Source organism: Streptomyces spiroverticillatus (assembly GCA_014650415.1).
In the GTDB taxonomy this organism is placed as follows: Bacteria; Actinomycetota; Actinomycetes; order Streptomycetales; family Streptomycetaceae; genus Streptomyces; species Streptomyces spiroverticillatus.
The window spans coordinates 27,846-42,905 of the sequence record BMUX01000025.1 but is presented as its reverse complement, the minus strand read 5'-3'; the positions used below and the strand labels follow the sequence as shown (position 1 = coordinate 42,905).

15 protein-coding genes and 2 pseudogenes are annotated in these 15,060 nt (G+C 68.2%); 9 read left to right on the top strand and 8 right to left on the bottom strand.

The window, feature by feature from the left end:
• Nucleotides 1-20: 20 nt before the first annotated feature.
• The 3 genes from IE269_RS38390 to IE269_RS38380 all read left to right on the top strand — a co-directional run bounded on the left by IE269_RS38390 (nt 21) and on the right by IE269_RS38380 (nt 1,676).
• On the top strand, nt 21-164 hold the full coding sequence (locus tag IE269_RS38390) for a hypothetical protein (RefSeq protein WP_189827955.1): 144 nt from the start codon (nt 21-23) through the stop codon (nt 162-164).
• Nucleotides 165-287: 123 nt separating this feature from the next.
• Nucleotides 288-566 carry a cytochrome P450 gene (locus IE269_RS38385; RefSeq protein ID WP_189828004.1) on the top strand — a complete coding sequence of 93 codons (279 nt, stop codon included), beginning with the start codon at nt 288-290 and terminating at the stop codon, nt 564-566.
• 273 nt (nt 567-839) lie between these two features.
• Nucleotides 840-1,676 carry a serine hydrolase gene (locus IE269_RS38380; protein WP_189827954.1) on the top strand — a complete coding sequence of 279 codons (837 nt, stop codon included), beginning with the start codon at nt 840-842 and terminating at the stop codon, nt 1,674-1,676.
• A gap of 200 nt (nt 1,677-1,876) precedes the next feature.
• Here IE269_RS38380 and IE269_RS38375 read toward each other — a convergent pair.
• The 3 genes from IE269_RS38375 to IE269_RS38365 all read right to left on the bottom strand — a co-directional run bounded on the left by IE269_RS38375 (nt 1,877) and on the right by IE269_RS38365 (nt 4,163).
• A protein-coding gene (locus IE269_RS38375) for an IS3 family transposase (protein ID WP_438817655.1) occupies nt 1,877-3,114 on the bottom strand; the annotation gives its coding sequence in 2 pieces (ribosomal slippage) (nt 1,877-2,784 and nt 2,784-3,114; 1,239 coding nt in all).
• 136 nt (nt 3,115-3,250) lie between these two features.
• Entirely contained in the window at nt 3,251-3,421 is a 171-nt protein-coding gene (locus IE269_RS43890; protein ID WP_368861148.1) for a universal stress protein, read from the bottom strand.
• A 316-nt stretch (nt 3,422-3,737) separates the two neighbouring features.
• On the bottom strand, nt 3,738-4,163 hold the full coding sequence (locus tag IE269_RS38365) for an STAS domain-containing protein (RefSeq protein ID WP_368861149.1): 426 nt from the start codon (nt 4,161-4,163) through the stop codon (nt 3,738-3,740).
• 695 nt (nt 4,164-4,858) lie between these two features.
• Between IE269_RS38365 and IE269_RS38360 the strand changes: the two genes are divergently transcribed.
• Nucleotides 4,859-5,680 carry a GAF and ANTAR domain-containing protein gene (locus IE269_RS38360; protein ID WP_229898456.1) on the top strand — a complete coding sequence of 274 codons (822 nt, stop codon included), beginning with the start codon at nt 4,859-4,861 and terminating at the stop codon, nt 5,678-5,680.
• Between the two features lie 176 nt (nt 5,681-5,856).
• Here IE269_RS38360 and IE269_RS38355 read toward each other — a convergent pair whose 3' ends face one another.
• The 3 genes from IE269_RS38355 to IE269_RS38345 all read right to left on the bottom strand — a co-directional run bounded on the left by IE269_RS38355 (nt 5,857) and on the right by IE269_RS38345 (nt 7,453).
• Nucleotides 5,857-6,117: a hypothetical protein gene (locus IE269_RS38355; protein ID WP_189827952.1), complete on the bottom strand. Its 261-nt coding sequence runs from the start codon at nt 6,115-6,117 to the stop codon at nt 5,857-5,859.
• Nucleotides 6,118-6,135: 18 nt separating this feature from the next.
• Nucleotides 6,136-6,411 carry a hypothetical protein gene (locus IE269_RS38350; RefSeq protein WP_189827951.1) on the bottom strand — a complete coding sequence of 92 codons (276 nt, stop codon included), beginning with the start codon at nt 6,409-6,411 and terminating at the stop codon, nt 6,136-6,138.
• A gap of 613 nt (nt 6,412-7,024) precedes the next feature.
• Nucleotides 7,025-7,453 carry an ATP-binding protein gene (locus tag IE269_RS38345; protein ID WP_229898457.1) on the bottom strand — a complete coding sequence of 143 codons (429 nt, stop codon included), beginning with the start codon at nt 7,451-7,453 and terminating at the stop codon, nt 7,025-7,027.
• A 347-nt stretch (nt 7,454-7,800) separates the two neighbouring features.
• On the opposite strand from IE269_RS38345, the gene IE269_RS38340 reads away from it, so the two are divergent.
• The 4 genes and pseudogenes from IE269_RS38340 to IE269_RS38325 form a co-directional block, all read left to right on the top strand.
• Complete coding sequence (locus IE269_RS38340; protein ID WP_189827950.1) at nt 7,801-8,136, top strand: STAS domain-containing protein; 336 nt, start codon at nt 7,801-7,803, stop codon at nt 8,134-8,136.
• A 1,018-nt stretch (nt 8,137-9,154) separates the two neighbouring features.
• Nucleotides 9,155-9,550: pseudogene (locus tag IE269_RS43885) on the top strand (STAS domain-containing protein); the annotation flags it as partial.
• A gap of 689 nt (nt 9,551-10,239) precedes the next feature.
• Nucleotides 10,240-10,575, top strand: coding sequence for an STAS domain-containing protein (locus tag IE269_RS38330; protein WP_189827948.1), 336 nt, complete (start codon nt 10,240-10,242; stop codon nt 10,573-10,575).
• Between the two features lie 786 nt (nt 10,576-11,361).
• Nucleotides 11,362-12,339, top strand: a pseudogene (locus tag IE269_RS38325) (IS630 family transposase); the annotation flags it as partial.
• Between the two features lie 293 nt (nt 12,340-12,632).
• Here IE269_RS38325 and IE269_RS38320 read toward each other — a convergent pair.
• Nucleotides 12,633-13,415 carry an aminotransferase class IV family protein gene (locus tag IE269_RS38320; RefSeq protein WP_189827947.1) on the bottom strand — a complete coding sequence of 261 codons (783 nt, stop codon included), beginning with the start codon at nt 13,413-13,415 and terminating at the stop codon, nt 12,633-12,635.
• Nucleotides 13,416-13,728: 313 nt separating this feature from the next.
• Here IE269_RS38320 and IE269_RS38315 point away from each other — a divergent pair, with 313 nt between their 5' ends.
• Nucleotides 13,729-14,457 (top strand): 4'-phosphopantetheinyl transferase family protein, encoded by a 729-nt coding sequence (locus IE269_RS38315; protein ID WP_189827946.1) that lies wholly within the window; start codon nt 13,729-13,731, stop codon nt 14,455-14,457.
• Here IE269_RS38315 and IE269_RS38310 read toward each other — a convergent pair.
• Entirely contained in the window at nt 14,450-15,025 is a 576-nt protein-coding gene (locus IE269_RS38310) for a LuxR C-terminal-related transcriptional regulator (protein ID WP_189828000.1), read from the bottom strand. The genes IE269_RS38315 and IE269_RS38310 overlap by 8 nt on opposite strands.
• Between the last annotated feature and the right edge of the window lie 35 nt (nt 15,026-15,060).

Below are 15,060 nucleotides of genomic sequence, written 5' to 3'. Positions count from 1 at the left end.
AAGACGAAAGGGAACCCGTCATGCCCGTACCCGAGCACAGCCCCGTACTGGAACTCCTGCACCGTGCAGCCGAGGACGACCTCCGCGGCTGGGGCCGGGCACCGGCCGTCACTCCGCTCCCGGCTCCGGACGAGCACCTCCTCAACCCCCTCCACCACTCCTGACTCTGGCTGTGGCGGCCACGCCTCTTGGGCGTGGCCGCCACAGGGCTGTCCGGGAGCGAGTCGCCCATGGCTTCGCGGGTCGTGTTCTCAGCGGGACGGCCGTCCTTGGGTACGTGAGCCGGTCTGTACCCCGATCCGGAACGCTTCGACCCCGACCGCTGGGCAACAGTTCAGGGGCGCCTACGGCCTCCGCACGGCGCCTTGATCCCCTTCGGCAGCGGTGCCCGCAAGTGCATCGGCGATACGTTCGCCGTAGTCGAAACCACTCTCGCCCTGGCCACTCTCGCTGCCCATTGGAGCCTGGAGATCTCACCCGGCACACAGCCACGCCCCACACTGGGCCTCGTCTTGTACCCCCGAGCCCTGCACATGATTCCCCGATCCAGACCAGGCGCTTCATAGGTGGTCCCCTTCGGCCGCGCCGATCTCGTCACGATCCAAGCCGAGGTCGACGCCGAACCCGGCACAGGCAATGAGGGCGTCGGCCTCCTCCATGTGACCCCTGTGGGAACGAGCAACAATTCGGCCCGCTAAAGACGGGCACCGGGCGGGACCGCAGCCCGTTGCCTCGGTACGGACGGAAACAAATCCGTACCGGGGCAGCGTCCAGGTGCCTATCCCAGTTCACTGGGTGCGCTGTGGATGGGCGCTGGTGCGGGTGGGTAGAGAGGTCAAATGTTGTCGGTGTACGCCTCCTGGCTGGGCGAGGTCGAGCGGCCCTTCGTCACCCGGGGCGCGCAGGACAGGCACTACGCGGCGAGCACGATGAAGGTGGCGATCCTTGCGGCCCTGCACCGGAGCGGGCTCGACTTGGACGCCCCGGTGCTGGTGGAGAACTGTTTCGTCTCAGCGGTCCCCGGGCCCGCCTACCGCATTTCCGAGGACTGGGAAATCGACGCCGAAACGTGGCGCATGCTCGGCCACCGTGTGCCCTTGCGCTGGCTGGCGGAGCGGATGGTGCGGCATTCGTCCGACCTCGCGGCGAACACCTGCCTGGCCCACGTGGGACTCGACGCAGTCGCGGAGGTCTGGCAACTGGCCGGCGCCCGGCATGCGGTGACCCGGCGCGGCATCGAGGACTTCGGGGCACGCGCCGCCGGGGTGACGAATCTGGTGACCGCTAACGACCTGGCGCGGCTGCTGTGCTGGCTTCCGCCGGATCTGCTGGAGTTGGTGGCGGGCAACGTGCACCGCGTGGACCTGGCGGCGGGCCTGCCGCCCCAGACGTGGATCGCGTTCAAGAACGGCTGGAGCCGTGGAGTACGGCACAGCGTCGGTGTCGTCCGCCCGCACGACGCGCCCGCCTACGTCATCGCCGTCTGCTACACCGGCCCACTGGCCTCCGGCGAAGCCGTCTGCGACCCGGCAGCCCGACTGATCGCCCGGATCTCCGCCCACGTATGGGACCACCGCCACCACCATGACCTCAGCGGCCACGCGTCGCCGCCGCTACCTGATCCACGCGAAGGGCTCAGAGGCAGCGCACCGTTGAACGCCCGTGGATGCGGATAGGGCTTGTCCGGCCGACGGTGTGGCTGCCGCTGTCCCTGGAGCAGGTCTCTATGGTGTCCCTGGATACGGGCCGCGCTTGCGCGTTGACGGTCGGGCGTGAGCGAACGTGTGCAGGCGATGATGCAATCGTCTGCTCCGGCGGCGGCGCGTAGGCCATGATGATGGGCCTTCCCCCAAGAAGGTGGGCACGCGGTTATTGATCACGCGGCGAGTGTGAGTCTAGCGGCGTGGTGTCGTCGTTCGTATTCGTCGGGGCTGAGGTGGCCGTTGGTTGAGTGTCGCCGGCGGATGTTGTAGCGGGTCAGCCAGGCGAAGACGGTCCGGCGGCAGCTGCCGGCATCGGCGTAGGCGGGGCCTCCTTGGAGGGTTTCGCGTTTCAGAGAGGCGTGGAAGCTTTCGCAGGCCGCGTTGTCGGCGCTGGTGCCGACCGCGCCCATCGAGCGGGTCACCCCGAGCTGGTCGCAGAGTTCGGCGTAGGCCCCAGATCCGTACTGGGCTCCGTGGTCGGAGTGGAATACCGATCCGTCCAGCGAGCCGCGGCTTGAGGCGGCCATCCGTAGTGCGTCGGCGACCAGGCTGGTGCGCATGTGGTCGGCGATGGACCAGCCCACGATCTTGCGGCTGAAGCAGTCCAGCACGGTCGCGAGGTAGAGGAACTCCCCTTCTGCGAGGGGGAGGTAGGTGATGTCGCCCATGTACTTCTGTCCCGGCTCGATGGCGGTGAAGTCCCGCTGGAACAGGTCTTCAACCAGTGAGCCCGACGGGTCGGGGAGGGTGGTGCGGATGTGTCTGCGCAGGCGGATGCCGGTGATCGAGTACGCCCGCATGATCCGGGCGACCCGCTTCTCGTTGACCTCATGTCCTGTGGCGCGGAGCTCGGCGGTCACGCGCGGGGAGCCGTAGGCGCCGCCGGACTCGCCGTGGATCTCGCGGATCTCCTCGGCCAGGAGACGGTCCTCACGCTGGCGGGCGGCCCGGGGCCCGGCGCCGGCGAGCCACTTGTAGTAGCTGGACCGGTTGACGTCCAGGATCTGGCAGAGCCGCTTCACCTCGTAGGTGGCCCGGTGGTCGTCGACGAACTGGAAGCGGCTGGTCACCAGTTCGTCTCTCCGGCGAAATACTTGGCCGCCTTGCGAAGGACGTCCCGCTCGGTGGTGAGCTTGCGCTCGCTGGCCTCGAGTTCCGCCACCCGTGCCTCCAGCTGCCGGACCCGCTCGTCCGGATCAGCGGGCGACACCGCCGCCCGGTGACCGGCGGCCGGCTTCGCACCCGCGGCAGTGACGCCACGGCGATCCCGGTCCCGCAGCACCCACACACGCAGGGTTGCCCGGTTAACGCCCAGGTCAGCAGCAATGCTCTTGTACGTCGCCCCGGGTGTGGACTCGTACAGGGCCACGGCATCGGCCTTGAACTCGTCCGGATAGTCCTTCAATGCCATCGGTGGTCTTCTCGCTTCCTCCAGATCAATCAAGATCCAGTATCAGCGTGTCCACCACTCAGGGGGAGGCCCCGGCGGCCAGCGGACGCATCTGTCACCGTGCCGACCATGCGAACTTGCCGTCGCGCTCATCCGGTCAGACCTGGCGGACGACAACCGCCGGGCAGGTCGTGAGATGTAGGCAGTGCTGACCTACCGGACCGACCAGTGCCTGGGGGAACGCACCATGGCCGCGGTTGCCCATGACGAGAAGGTCGGCTCCCCGTACCGCGATGATCAGGGGTTTGGCGTTGTTGCAGTCCGCCACGGACTACCGAGCACCGACGTCTGGCTCGTCCTTGCTGATCTGTGCCAACGCTCCCGCGAGGGTCTCGCCGAAGGTGCCCTCAAAGTCGTCGGGCAGTGGCAACAAGGGGCACCCGGCAGCCGTCGGGTAGTCCCAGGCGATCACAGCTTCGACGACGGTTTTCGTCAGTCGGGCCTGTTGCACTGCGTATCGCATCGAAGGGCCCCGGTGCTTTCGCGGTACGCGCTAACGTCGGTCCCGGCCACCATGCCCACCCATGTCGGCCGCTGACAAAAGCCGGCCCCCGTTCCGGGCGAGGTGGTGGCCGGTCCTGTGTTCATGCAGAGCCTGGTCGGCCGCTGTCTGCCGTGCGGGGGGGCTTCTTCGAGAGTGCTGACGGGGTGGAGCCGGGTGCGCAGCCCGGCGGTGTCCAGGACCTTGCGGTGCCAGGGCGGGTACGCAGGAGGTGCAACTGCCCGCAGTGTTCGGTGCTGTGGCGGTGGGCGCGGCAGAGCAGGGCGAGTGCGATGCAGTCGAGGAAGAGGGCGCGCCGCAGGTCCACGGCCATCTGGGCGCCGGTGGAGGCGATGACTGCGTCGAGGTGGTCCTGGACTTCGGGTGCGCTCTGGAGGTCGATCTCGCCGTGAAGCTCGGCCATGCTGAAGCCGTGCAGACGGACGGTACGGGCCCGCAGTCCTGGACCCGGTATGTGCTGGGCGTGGCCCGGGTTGGCGGTAGCCGGTTCCCGGTCGGTGATCCCCACGAGGATCCCCCGAATACGTCAGGACCCCACGCTGCGCGGGCGCAGGCAGGGGTGAGGCCACCGGGGTCTGGGGTGCTGGCTCTTCCACCGTAGGGAGAGCTTGGTCAAAGAAGCGTTTCTTCAGCCCACAAATGGCACCCACAGGGGGAAGGAACACATCTACTTCCACCCCGGACCTCCCTCGCACCCCAGAGCCCACACAGGGCCGGTCCGGCGTGTCGGCGGGCTTGGTCGCGGCCACGGTGGAGGAGGCCAGCCCGACGCCGCTGCCGACCGGGGGCGGGGATGTCGAGGGCCGGGAGATACTCACCGCCGCCCCCATCGCTTCTGACGGGTCGCTGATTCCAGGTGGTGGTCATGAGTACTCCCGAACGAGGTACCGGCTGACACCGTCATGCTGCTCCCTTTCCGTCATTCCCGCGTGGCCGCAGGGCCCAAGAGGAGGAGCCGGTTGGTGAGGGATGGATGAGCAGACGGGTGTTCGCTTGGAGCAGCAGATTCACTGACGGTCCCGTTGTCTGTCCGCGTACGGGAGGGGGACGACCGTGGTGCCCACACGGCAGGTCCCTTCCACAGTGTCAGTGCGGGGAGTAGCGTGACGAACACTCAGCGCGTTTGGCTCCGGGTGGTATTCCACCCAGTCCCCGTAGTGTGCTTCCGGTCCCGGTCGCTGAGACCGACGATCGGAGACGCCCGTGTCCTCTTCTTCCTCTTCCTTCATCCCTCCTCCCGCTGGCGAAGCGGGTCCCTCCGGTGGTCGCAGCGGGGCTTCTCGTGAGGCGCGGCTGGCTGCCGCCTTCGTGGACCTGGCCGACACCCTGGTGGACGACTTCGACCCAGTCGACTTCCTGTACCGGGTCGCGGAGCACTGCACGTCCCTGCTGGACATCGGCGACGCCGGCGTCATGCTGGCCCCGCAGGGCGGACCCCTGCGCCTGGTCGCCGCGACGTCGGAGCGGGTGCGGATGGTCGAGCTCTTCGAGCTCGACGCAGCCCAGGGCCCCTGCCGGTCCGCCTACCTCGAAGGCCACGCCGTCGAGCACGACCTGACGGTGGAGGGCCTGTGGCCCGACTTCACCGCCCGCGCCCACCAGGACGGCTACCTGTCCGTGTATGCGGTCCCGGTGCAGCTGCGCAAGGAGACCATCGGTGTCCTCAACCTCTTCCGCCGCATCCCCGAACCGCTGGGCGAGGCGGACCAGCAGCTGGCCCGCGCGCTCGCGGACGCCACCGCTGTCTCGCTGCTCCAGCAGACCACCCTGGACCACCACCGCACCCTGGGCATGCAGCTCCAGCAAGCCCTCTCCACCCGGAGCATCATCGAGCAGGCCAAGGGCTTCCTGACCGCCCGCCAGCACATCGACCCCGACACCGCCTTCCAGCGGCTGCGCACCTACGCCCGCCACCACCGTCGGCGCATCGCCGACGTCGCGGGCGACATCGTCAGCAGCACCCTCACGGTGCCCGACACTCCCGCCGTACCGCCAGGCAGGAAGCAGCAGCCGCCCACCGCCTGAGCATGCCCCGGAACGTGTTCGTGCCCAGGCGGCGCGCTCCTGCGTCGGACCGCTGAGCGGGGCCAGTCCTTGCGCGCGGGCACGACGTACTCCTGCACCGGGTACCGCAACAGCCGAGTGCGTAGCGAAGCGTGTCGGCGTTGCTGCGGCAACGGCAGACAGGCTTTCGTCGTTGGCTACTTGCGGGTAAGAGAAGGCCCGTTGCCCGACATCTCGATCCGGTAGTCCGCCATGACCTGGGTGAGCTTGTCGGTGAGGTCTTCGCCGGTGGCCTGTTCTGTCATGCGGGTGCCGGAGGCGCTGGTGTCGGGGAGGTCGACTTCGGTGACAGCGGTGCCGGGCTGGTTGAGCAGGGCCTGCCTGCCGGTGTCGGCAGCTGCGGGGATGCCGGCGGAGGTGATGGTGCCGTCCTTGTCGTAGAGCACGAAAGCACGCACGATGGACTTCCTTTCAGGTCAGACGTTCTGGGCGACGAAGATGCCGTAGTTCGCCGTCGTCGAACCGACGTTCCTGACGACGACGTTGATGGTGCGTGCGCGCGTCGCGCTGACCCACTCGCCCACGTGCGTGACCTCCAGCCGGCGCTCGGTCCCCGGCAGGGCGAGGGGGTGGGCGACGAACCAGCGGACCTGGCCGTAGTTCTGGTCGGCCTGAGTCCAGGAGTGCTCCTGCCCGGGAGCCAGTCCGATACCGGTGGCCCACAGGCCGGTGTCGAGTTTCGCGATCGTCATGACGCGCCCCTTCACTCTCGTGGCACCGCGGACGTGCACGGCCTGCGGGCACCGTCCTGCTGCGGGGTACCAGCGTCAACGCCCCTCTACGCCCCCCGTACGCAGAACACCCGAGCCCCGCTGAAGCCCCTGGGGGAGACCACCCCGCCTGTACGGTGCGCCGCCCCGACCCACCGGACCCTCGCATCACGAATCCAGCAGGACATGAACGGAGTTGAGGACGCTCGTTCCGTATCTGTTTCGGCGGCCCGCCATCCGGCATGAGCCGACGGGCTCGAAGCGGTGGGCTGAAAAGCCGGTTCCGGTACCGGGCGGGGCGCTCCACCCTGGCGTGGACGCGCTGTGCCCGATGGAATACCCCGGGTGCGGGCGGCAGGCTCCCGGCCCCCGAGCCACGGATGGATGATCCAAGGCCCGGCTGGGGGTGCATGACCGAGCACGCGTCCCCGGCCTCCGCCTTCCCACCACCGCAGGGGGCTCTCCCGCACCCCTGCTGTCCGGGAGGGCAGCCCTGAGGCGGATCGCGGGGGGACTCGCAGCCTCATGGGTCACGGCCGCCGCCCGGGTCAGCGGCGGCCGTCCCACCCCTTCTCCGGACAGGTTTGTTGCAGGTTCAGGCCAAGGTGGTGTGTCCGGGGCTGTCGGCGAGGGAGATGCGGACCGTGGTCCGTTTCCCCGGTGGCTGCGGGTGGACGGTGTAGTCCTGGCAGAGAGCGGTGACGATGGCCAGGCCGTGCTGCCCGATCCGGCCGGGATCGGCGGCGAGGACCACCGGGAGGGCGGGGCTGGTGTCCCACAGGGACAGCCGGAGGTCGGCTTCGTCGGCTTCCAGTTCCAGCCGCTGGGGTCCGGGCGCGTACTTGCAGGCGTTGGTGGTCAGCTCGCTCACCACCAACGGCACCACCTCCCGCAGCCGGGCGGGAACCACAAGCCCGCACCGTGTTCCCAGAAGGTGGAGGAAGTCCATGGCGAAGGCCCGCGCCGCGGCGATGCCCGCGGTACTGCCGTCGTACCCGGCCGTCCTGGTGATGGGCAGTTTCACCGGCTCCTGCGCACTGGACAAATGGGGGACACCTCTTCTCGGCCAGGATGTTCCCGGCCCTTGTTACTGCGTCCCGCTACGCCCGGCGTGTGTTCTGCGTGGCACGGGCACAGTCCGCGTACCCATGATCAATGTTTCCACACTCCGCAAGGATCAGGTGCTCCGCAATACCCTCTCCCGTGGGCGGACTTGTGCGGCTGCCTGCGTGGAAGGCGCATTCTGTCTCTGCCTGTATGCAGGAAGGGGTGCCCGCAGCTGCCGAGTGCTCCGAGAGGGGAATCGGTGGCGGACACTGGGCTTGTAGCGAGGCTGTCCGGCCTCACGGTGCTGGAGGAGACATCGCCTGTATGAGTTCCGCCTCTGAGTCCCTGGGTGCCCAGTATGCGAAGAACGGTATCTGGGTGGTCTCCGCACAGGGAGACCTCGATCTGCGCTCGCTGCCCCCGCTCCGGCACGCCCTGGAAGGTGCCGCCCACGAGCATGAGGTGGTCGTCCTCGATGCCGGGGCCGTCACGTTCACGGACTCCTCCGCCCTGAACCTCCTGCTGACCGCCCACCGGCTGACGACACTGCGCATCGCCGCAGCCCCGGACCAGCTGCGCGAGCTCCTGGAGATCACCGGCACCGACCAGGTTCTGCACCTGTATCCCACTCTCGACGAAGCTCTGAACCCCACCGGCTGACTACCGCGTCCGATCAGGGCGGGGGTGTTCCAGCATCGGGCCGATCAGCGGGTTGGGCCATGTTCCCGGGCCGGTAGCGGACCGCCCACGCACTGCTGTCCAGCGTGATTCCCCTTCGCGACACGGGGCGTTCACCGCCACTGGTCTTGAGGCGGGTCTTCAGGCGGGGCTGGAGACGCACCGCCGACTGCACGGCTCCAGCCCTCTTCCCGGCCTGTGCGCAGCGGGGTACTCCCGCAGTCTCCGCTGCCCGCCAGGAGACTGCGGGGCTGCACGGTCCGGGCGGGCGATTCCCCGCCCCACGCGACAGCGTGGTGAGCTCGCTCCCGTGCCCCCTGGGTGCTGTTGTTTCCTGCCCCGCCCCCTCGAAACCTTGGGCGACATGCGGCTTTGCACCGTGGTGGAGGTGGCCACCGCGTGGTCCACCGCGGAGGTCGGCTACGGGCTACTGCCCCTGCCGATGCCATGTCCGGATCGTGGTGGAGTGCGATGTTCGCGCGGGCTTCCGGGAACGGGGTGTCGGGGTGCTGGGTCTGCTCTATGTTGAAGGCACGACCTCTCCACGCCAGCCGGGTGCTGCCACAGAGGTTCCCCTTCCCGCAGCAGAGTGAGCCTGCGGAGCACAGACGCCGGGCCCCGCATCCCTCCCGCGGATGTTGTGCATGCCCGGACCGTCCCTCGGAGCAGATTTCAACGCCGGACCGATGCATGCCCCCGACAGCTTGGAGGGAGTGCTCCGTGGCGCCCCTGGGGGCCGCGCCGCACAAAAAGGGGCACGAGGCCGCCCCGAAAGCGGCGGCCTCCGCCACGACACTCCGACGTGCAGTTTCCTGTCCTCTTCGCGTTGCTCGTGCCTGGTGCCATGCGAAGGAGAGGCAAAACCCCATCGACAACAACCCATGGCCCGTTACGAGAACCGACTGCCGCATCGTGCGGCTGAGCGGAGAACTCGACATAGCCAACCTCCACGGACTCGCCGTCCTACTGCGAGGAAGCACTCCGCAGACCCGGGGACGCCTGGCTCATCGTCGACCTGCGGCCGGTCACCTTCATGGACTCCGCCGTCCTGCAACAGCTGAATATCGCGCAGCAACACTGCGAACAGGCTGGTCACCAACTGCGCCTCGTCTACGACCAGCCCTTCATCGAACGCCTCCTGGCCCTCCTAGGTGCGGCCAAGGACTTCCCCCGCTACGCCACCACCGACGACCGCCTGGGCGGGACGCCAAGCACCTCCGCAACTCTGACCCGCTTGGAGCCTGCGTCTTCTTCGCGTGCAGGAGCCGGTCACCAGCGGGCGCGCAGTACGGCGTCGCCGTCCGCCAGGACTGCGCAGAGCAGCGGGTGGTGCCAGGTGAGGGGCAGAACACAAGCCGTTCGGGCATCAGGGACTTGGTCAATGAGCTGCTGGTAGTCGGTGGTGGGAAGGATCGCGTGGAGGACAGCGCCGTCCTGTCCGTGCGGGCCAGTTCAGCGTGCGAGTCCGGGAACCGGATGTAGGTGGGCTCTGGCGAACTCCTCCGCAAGATGATCCTGCTTCAGTAACCGACTGTGACGGCTCCCCGTGATCACTGCCAGAGCCCAGCTGGAACCGGAAGAGGTGGGGCCACCTGCACCGTTAAAGCCAACCCACTCCCGGTAGCGTACTTCTGGTCCCGGTTGCTGAGACCGACGACCGGCGACCCCATGCACCCTTTCTCCAGGCCCGGACGACGTCCTGGTTTCGGCCCGTACGTTGTCGGAGCCGCCTTTCCCGGGAGTCTGAGGGGGAGGAGCGTGAGCATGGCTGTGCCCGCGCTGTCGCAGGAAGTCGCAGCGATCCACCATCTCCCACTGCGCCACCAGGCAGACCCCGCACCCAAAAAAGGTCTCCAGTTCGGGGATTCACCCGCAGGAGTGGTTGGTGGGGGCTGTTTTGCCAGGGGGACGTTTCTGCGCCGTTGCGCGAGGTGTTGCCGCTGGAATCCTTGGACGACGTCGCCCTGGTCCCCGGCGTCGTGCCCTGATCGGTACGAGTCCGGGAGTGTGCTGTGAACGTGTTCTTGCTCTTGTTGCCCCTGCTTTCCCCTGCCCTCCCCGGGGTTCGGCAGGCAGTGCCGGGTCGTGCGGGCCGAAGGGGAGCTCGATATCCTGACGGCCCCCGCTCTGCACGCTGTTCTCGACGCCGCGCTGGACGATCCGGGCGATACGCTGGTGGTGCTGGACCTGTCCCAGGTGACATTCGCGGACGTCACCTTCCTGCGTGTGGTGTGCGAGGCCCGCCGCACGGCAGTGTGCCGGGCCGGGTGGCTGCGGCTGGTCTACACCCACCCTGCGATTGGCCAGCTGCTGCATGTCACCCGTCTGAGGGGGGAGTTCCCCCAGTACCTCTCGGCCTGTGACGCGGTGCACGACCGCCGGGCGTCGACCGGCTCGTTGCTCGACAGGCTGGCCTGCTAGTCCCCAGTCGGGGCGGGCGTGCGCCGTCAGCGATTGCCGGGGGCCACCCTGAGTGCCCCGGGCGCCCGCCCTACCGCGAGGCGCGCGGCGGCCGGCGCGTCGTCGCGGAGGCGATCGGCGGGTGGGCTCGGCGCGTGACCTGGTTCTCCCGTAGGCGCTGTGTCGGGGATGCGGCCTGTGCCCCGGCGGTGCGCGGTCATGCCGCCGTTATCACCGCCCCCTTCCGCGACGCACGACACATCCTTCAGAGCCGTACCGCGCGGCGGCATCAGCAGGAGCTGACCTGCGGCAGGAGCCGTCGCTACGACGCTGCCCGGTCCGGGTCGACAGCGTGCTGGCCTCGACGCAGGCCTGTGCCAGGCTCCGGGTAAAGGTGGAGGACCTGATCGGCGGCCGTGATGTGGAGCAGTCGCAGCAGCTGTTCTTGGGGGGATGTGCAGTGTGGTGGTCTGGTGGAGGGGCAGCAGCAGGTTCAGTGCGGTGGTGTCTGCGAAGGTCGCCGCGGCTGTCTCCAGGACGAGGGCCGGGTGGATGGCGGCGGCCGCGTCCGTCGCCTGGCGCGGTAGGGGCGCCGACGCCATGTCGAGCTCGCCCTGCGCAACGATCACACACCTCAGCCTGGGACAGTGCGGCAGGTGGTGACACGAAGCCGACGCCGAGGGCTTGTGGATCTTCGAGAAGTGGCGCCCCAGAATCCAACTAGTGCCGCATCAGGCAACGTTTGCCCTGTCCTGACGTGTCGCCCGGTTGCTGCGCTGGGCGGCGCCGGGCGGTCAGAATGATCACGTGGCTGAACGCGTGCAGGTCCGGGAGATCGATGACGACGAGGGCAGGCGACTGCTGCGGATCATCCGCAGAGGCACCGGCTCGGTGGTGACCTGGCGGCGGGCCCAGATGGTGCTGCTGTCCGCGCAGGGCATGCCGGTGGTGAAGATCGCCGAGGTGACGTTCACCAGTCCGGACCGGGTCCGGGACGTGGTCCACAACTTCAACGCCGACGGCTTCGAGTCGCTCTACCCCAAGTACAAGGGCGGCCGGCCCAGGACGTTCACCCTGCCCGAGCGCCGTGAGATCAAGAAGATCGCGAAGTCCAAGCCGACAGAACACGGCCTGCCGTTCTCGACCTGGAGCCTGGCCAAACTGGCGGACTTCCTGGTCGCCGAGGGGGTGGTCGACGACATCAGCCACGAGGGCCTGCGCATCGCGCTCCGCGAGGAAGGCGTCTCCTTTCAACGCGTGAAGACCTGGAAGACCTCCCGTGACCCCGACTACGCCACGAAGAAGGCCCGGATCGAACACCTCTACGCGATAGCCGACGACGAAGTCATACCCGAGGAAGGCGAGCCCGAAGTCATCTTCTGCATGGACGAGTTCGGGCCGCTCAACCTCCAGCCCCACCCCGGACGGCAGTGGGCCGAACGTGGCGGCCGGCACAAGGACCCCGACCGCGAGCCCCGGCCCCGCCGTCGGGCGACCTACACCCGCCCGCACGGCGTCCGGCACCTGTTCGCCGCCTACGACCTGGCCAAGGACCAGCTCTACGGTCACATCAAGAAGACGAAGAACCGGTCGAAGTTCCTGGAGTTCTGCCGCTACCTACGAACTCTCTATCCGATGGATGTCCGGATCGCGATCGTCGTCGACAACTACTCGCCGCACCTGACCACCAAGCGGTGCCAGCGGATCGGGACCTGGGCTGCGGCGAACAACGTGGAGATCGCCTACACCCCGACCAACAGCTCCTGGCTCAACCGGATCGAGGCCGGGCCGGCATCCAGCTTCTGCGCAAACGCGTCATCCTCGTCGCCCACTCACGCCGCACCCCCAAGCCTCCAACTGACAACAGCATCTGGACGATCAACGCTCACGAAAATCTTGTATGAGCCGAAGTCGACACCCAACTGCAGACCGAGTGGACCTCCTCCCGGGAAACTCTCGCCCGTGGCTGCCGGTACGGCGAGGCCCCGTGTTCGACGAACGGCACTCACGCCCTGCCGTCGGCGACGCAGGCGGACGCACAGCCGCACCCGGACGGCTGCGCCGACCATGGAACGGCTCTACAGCGTCTCCCCCGGGACGGACAAATATCTCTCGCGGAGCAGCTTCAACGCCTGATGATCAGTGCGGAGTTCGACGTCGTCGATCGCGGCCAGGGAGCGCACGCCGATGCTCGTGTTCGTCGCAAAGGCTGCGACCGCGGTCTTCGCACGAGTCAGGGTGACGTTGGCGATCCGATGCCCGGTGCGCTGCTGGAGCAGGGCCATGGTCACGCCGGGCAGCACCGGGGCGTGCGGCCAGACCACGGTCCCGGAAGCATCGACGAATCCCACGTTCCAGCTGCTGCCCTCGCTGACGAGTCCGTCGCGGCCGACGAACAACGCGTCGTCGAATCCCGCGTTCTGCGCCGTGCGGCGGGCATACAGGGAGCTGAACAGACCAACGTGCTTGACCTCGGGAAGGTCGCGTTCATACGGCACGCTCATCACGCGCAGCGGCTCCACCGGGAACGCGTAGGCCCCGCGCACGGACACCATGATTTGCGGCTTCCCCGCATCCGCCGGACGCACCAGGTCAACCCTGGGGTCGTGGACCGTGACGCGTACGGTGCACGGTCCGCTGCGCCCCTCCAGGGCCTGCCGTACGTAGTCCCGGACGCGTCCGGGGTCCAAGTCGGCGCCCCACACGATTCCGCAATCCCTCACCAGGCGTTCCAGGTGGAGGGAGAGGCCGCGGACACTGCCGTCGGCATCCACACGCATGGTCGTGAAATGCCCCAGGTTGACGAGGGCCAGAGGGAGCAGATCATCGACGGATACGAGCTTCCCGTTCAGTGTCACCATGTGGCCCAGCATCGCCAAGGCGCCCCTACGAGTTTCACTAGCTCTGCATCCGTAGCCTCGAAGCCCGGTGACGGATGAGGGGTGAGGTCTTGACGTCGAATGCTGGAACGGGCGTGTACGGACTGCTGGCCTGGGTCGGTGACCTGCACTCGTTGAACTCCGTCCTGGCCTGGGAGCCGGCTCCCGATGCCGCGGCAGAGCCCTCGGCGGGGGCAGGGCCGAGGGCCGACAATCCGCAGTGGTCCGCCGCCCTGGCCGGCCTCTGGCCCCGGCTGGATCGTGCGGTGGCCGTTCCTACCAAGACAGGTTCCGCATGATCGAGCGTATTCTTCCCGGGTCCGCAGTCGGCGTCGAAACGTTCGGCGATCTGCCCGAGGCGTTACTGCATCCGCTGGAAGCCCTGGTCGTACGACAGGCGACCACCGCCCGGCGAAGCGAGTTCTCCACCGGGCGGTGGTGTGCGAAACAGGCGCTGGTCAAACTGCGTGTACCCGAGGCGCCGTTGCTGCCAGGACGCCACCATGCGCCCTGCTGGCCGACGGGTGTGGTCGGGAGCATCACGCACTGCGCCGGATACCGGGCGGCCGCCGTGGCACGCAGTTCGGACGTGCGCATGCTCGGCGTCGACGCGGAGCCCCATGCGCCCCTTCCCGCCGGGGTGTTGGAGAGCATCGCGCTTCCCGAGGAACAGGCGATGGTGTGCGAGCTGGATTCCGTCGCACCGGGTGTCCACTGGGACCGGCTGCTCTTCAGCCTCAAGGAGACCGTATACAAGGCGTGGTACCCGGCGACGTCCCGTCGGCTGGAGTTCGAGGACGCGCGCATTTCGATCAACGCACCGACCTCGACGTATTCCGCAAGGGTCCTCGTGCCCTCGCCGTTGCGGCAGGCCGGGCGGCCGCTCGACCGACTGAACGGCCGCTGGCTGGTCAGTGACGGTCTCCTGGTGGCCGCGCTCGCGGTTCCTGCGGAGTATGCAGGCAGGGCTGCCGGGACGTGCGGCACCGGCTGCTCCCGGCACACCCCGGCGGCGACTACTTGACGAAGTCCTCCACCACCTTGGGCGGCCACACGCCCACCTTCAGTACACCCATGGAGTAGGCGCGCGACACCAGCGCCGCCCTGTTGGGCACCCGCAGCTTTCGGAACAGACAGGTCACGTGGTACTCGACGCCCTGGCGGCTGAGGAACAGGCGCGCGGCGAGCGGCACAGTGGAGACGCCCGCCGCTATTCCTTCAAGGATCCGGGCGTCGACCTCGCTGAGTATCTTCTTCCGGCTGGGCATGACGTCGGTGTCCACGGGTTCGCCGTCCGAGGTCATCATCACCCAGATCGCCGACACGTCCGGCGTGCTGCTGCGCACGGCACAGGCCGAGAGCGAGGCCGTGAAGGCCTGTCCGTCGTGCCCGACCGCGAGCATCTCGCTGTTGAAGCGGTCACGTCTGCCCTCGGTGAGCCCGGCGAACTTGCGCAGCAACGGCTGCTGCGCGCTGGGATGCACCAGGTCGGCGAACGGCCGGCCGCAGGGCTGCGCCGAGTCACCGCCGAACCGTCTGAAGAACTCCTGATTCGCCTGCTGCACCGTCAGACTCCGGTCGAGGCAGACCATGGTGAGACCCGGCCGGTCGAGCAGCGGTCCCCCTA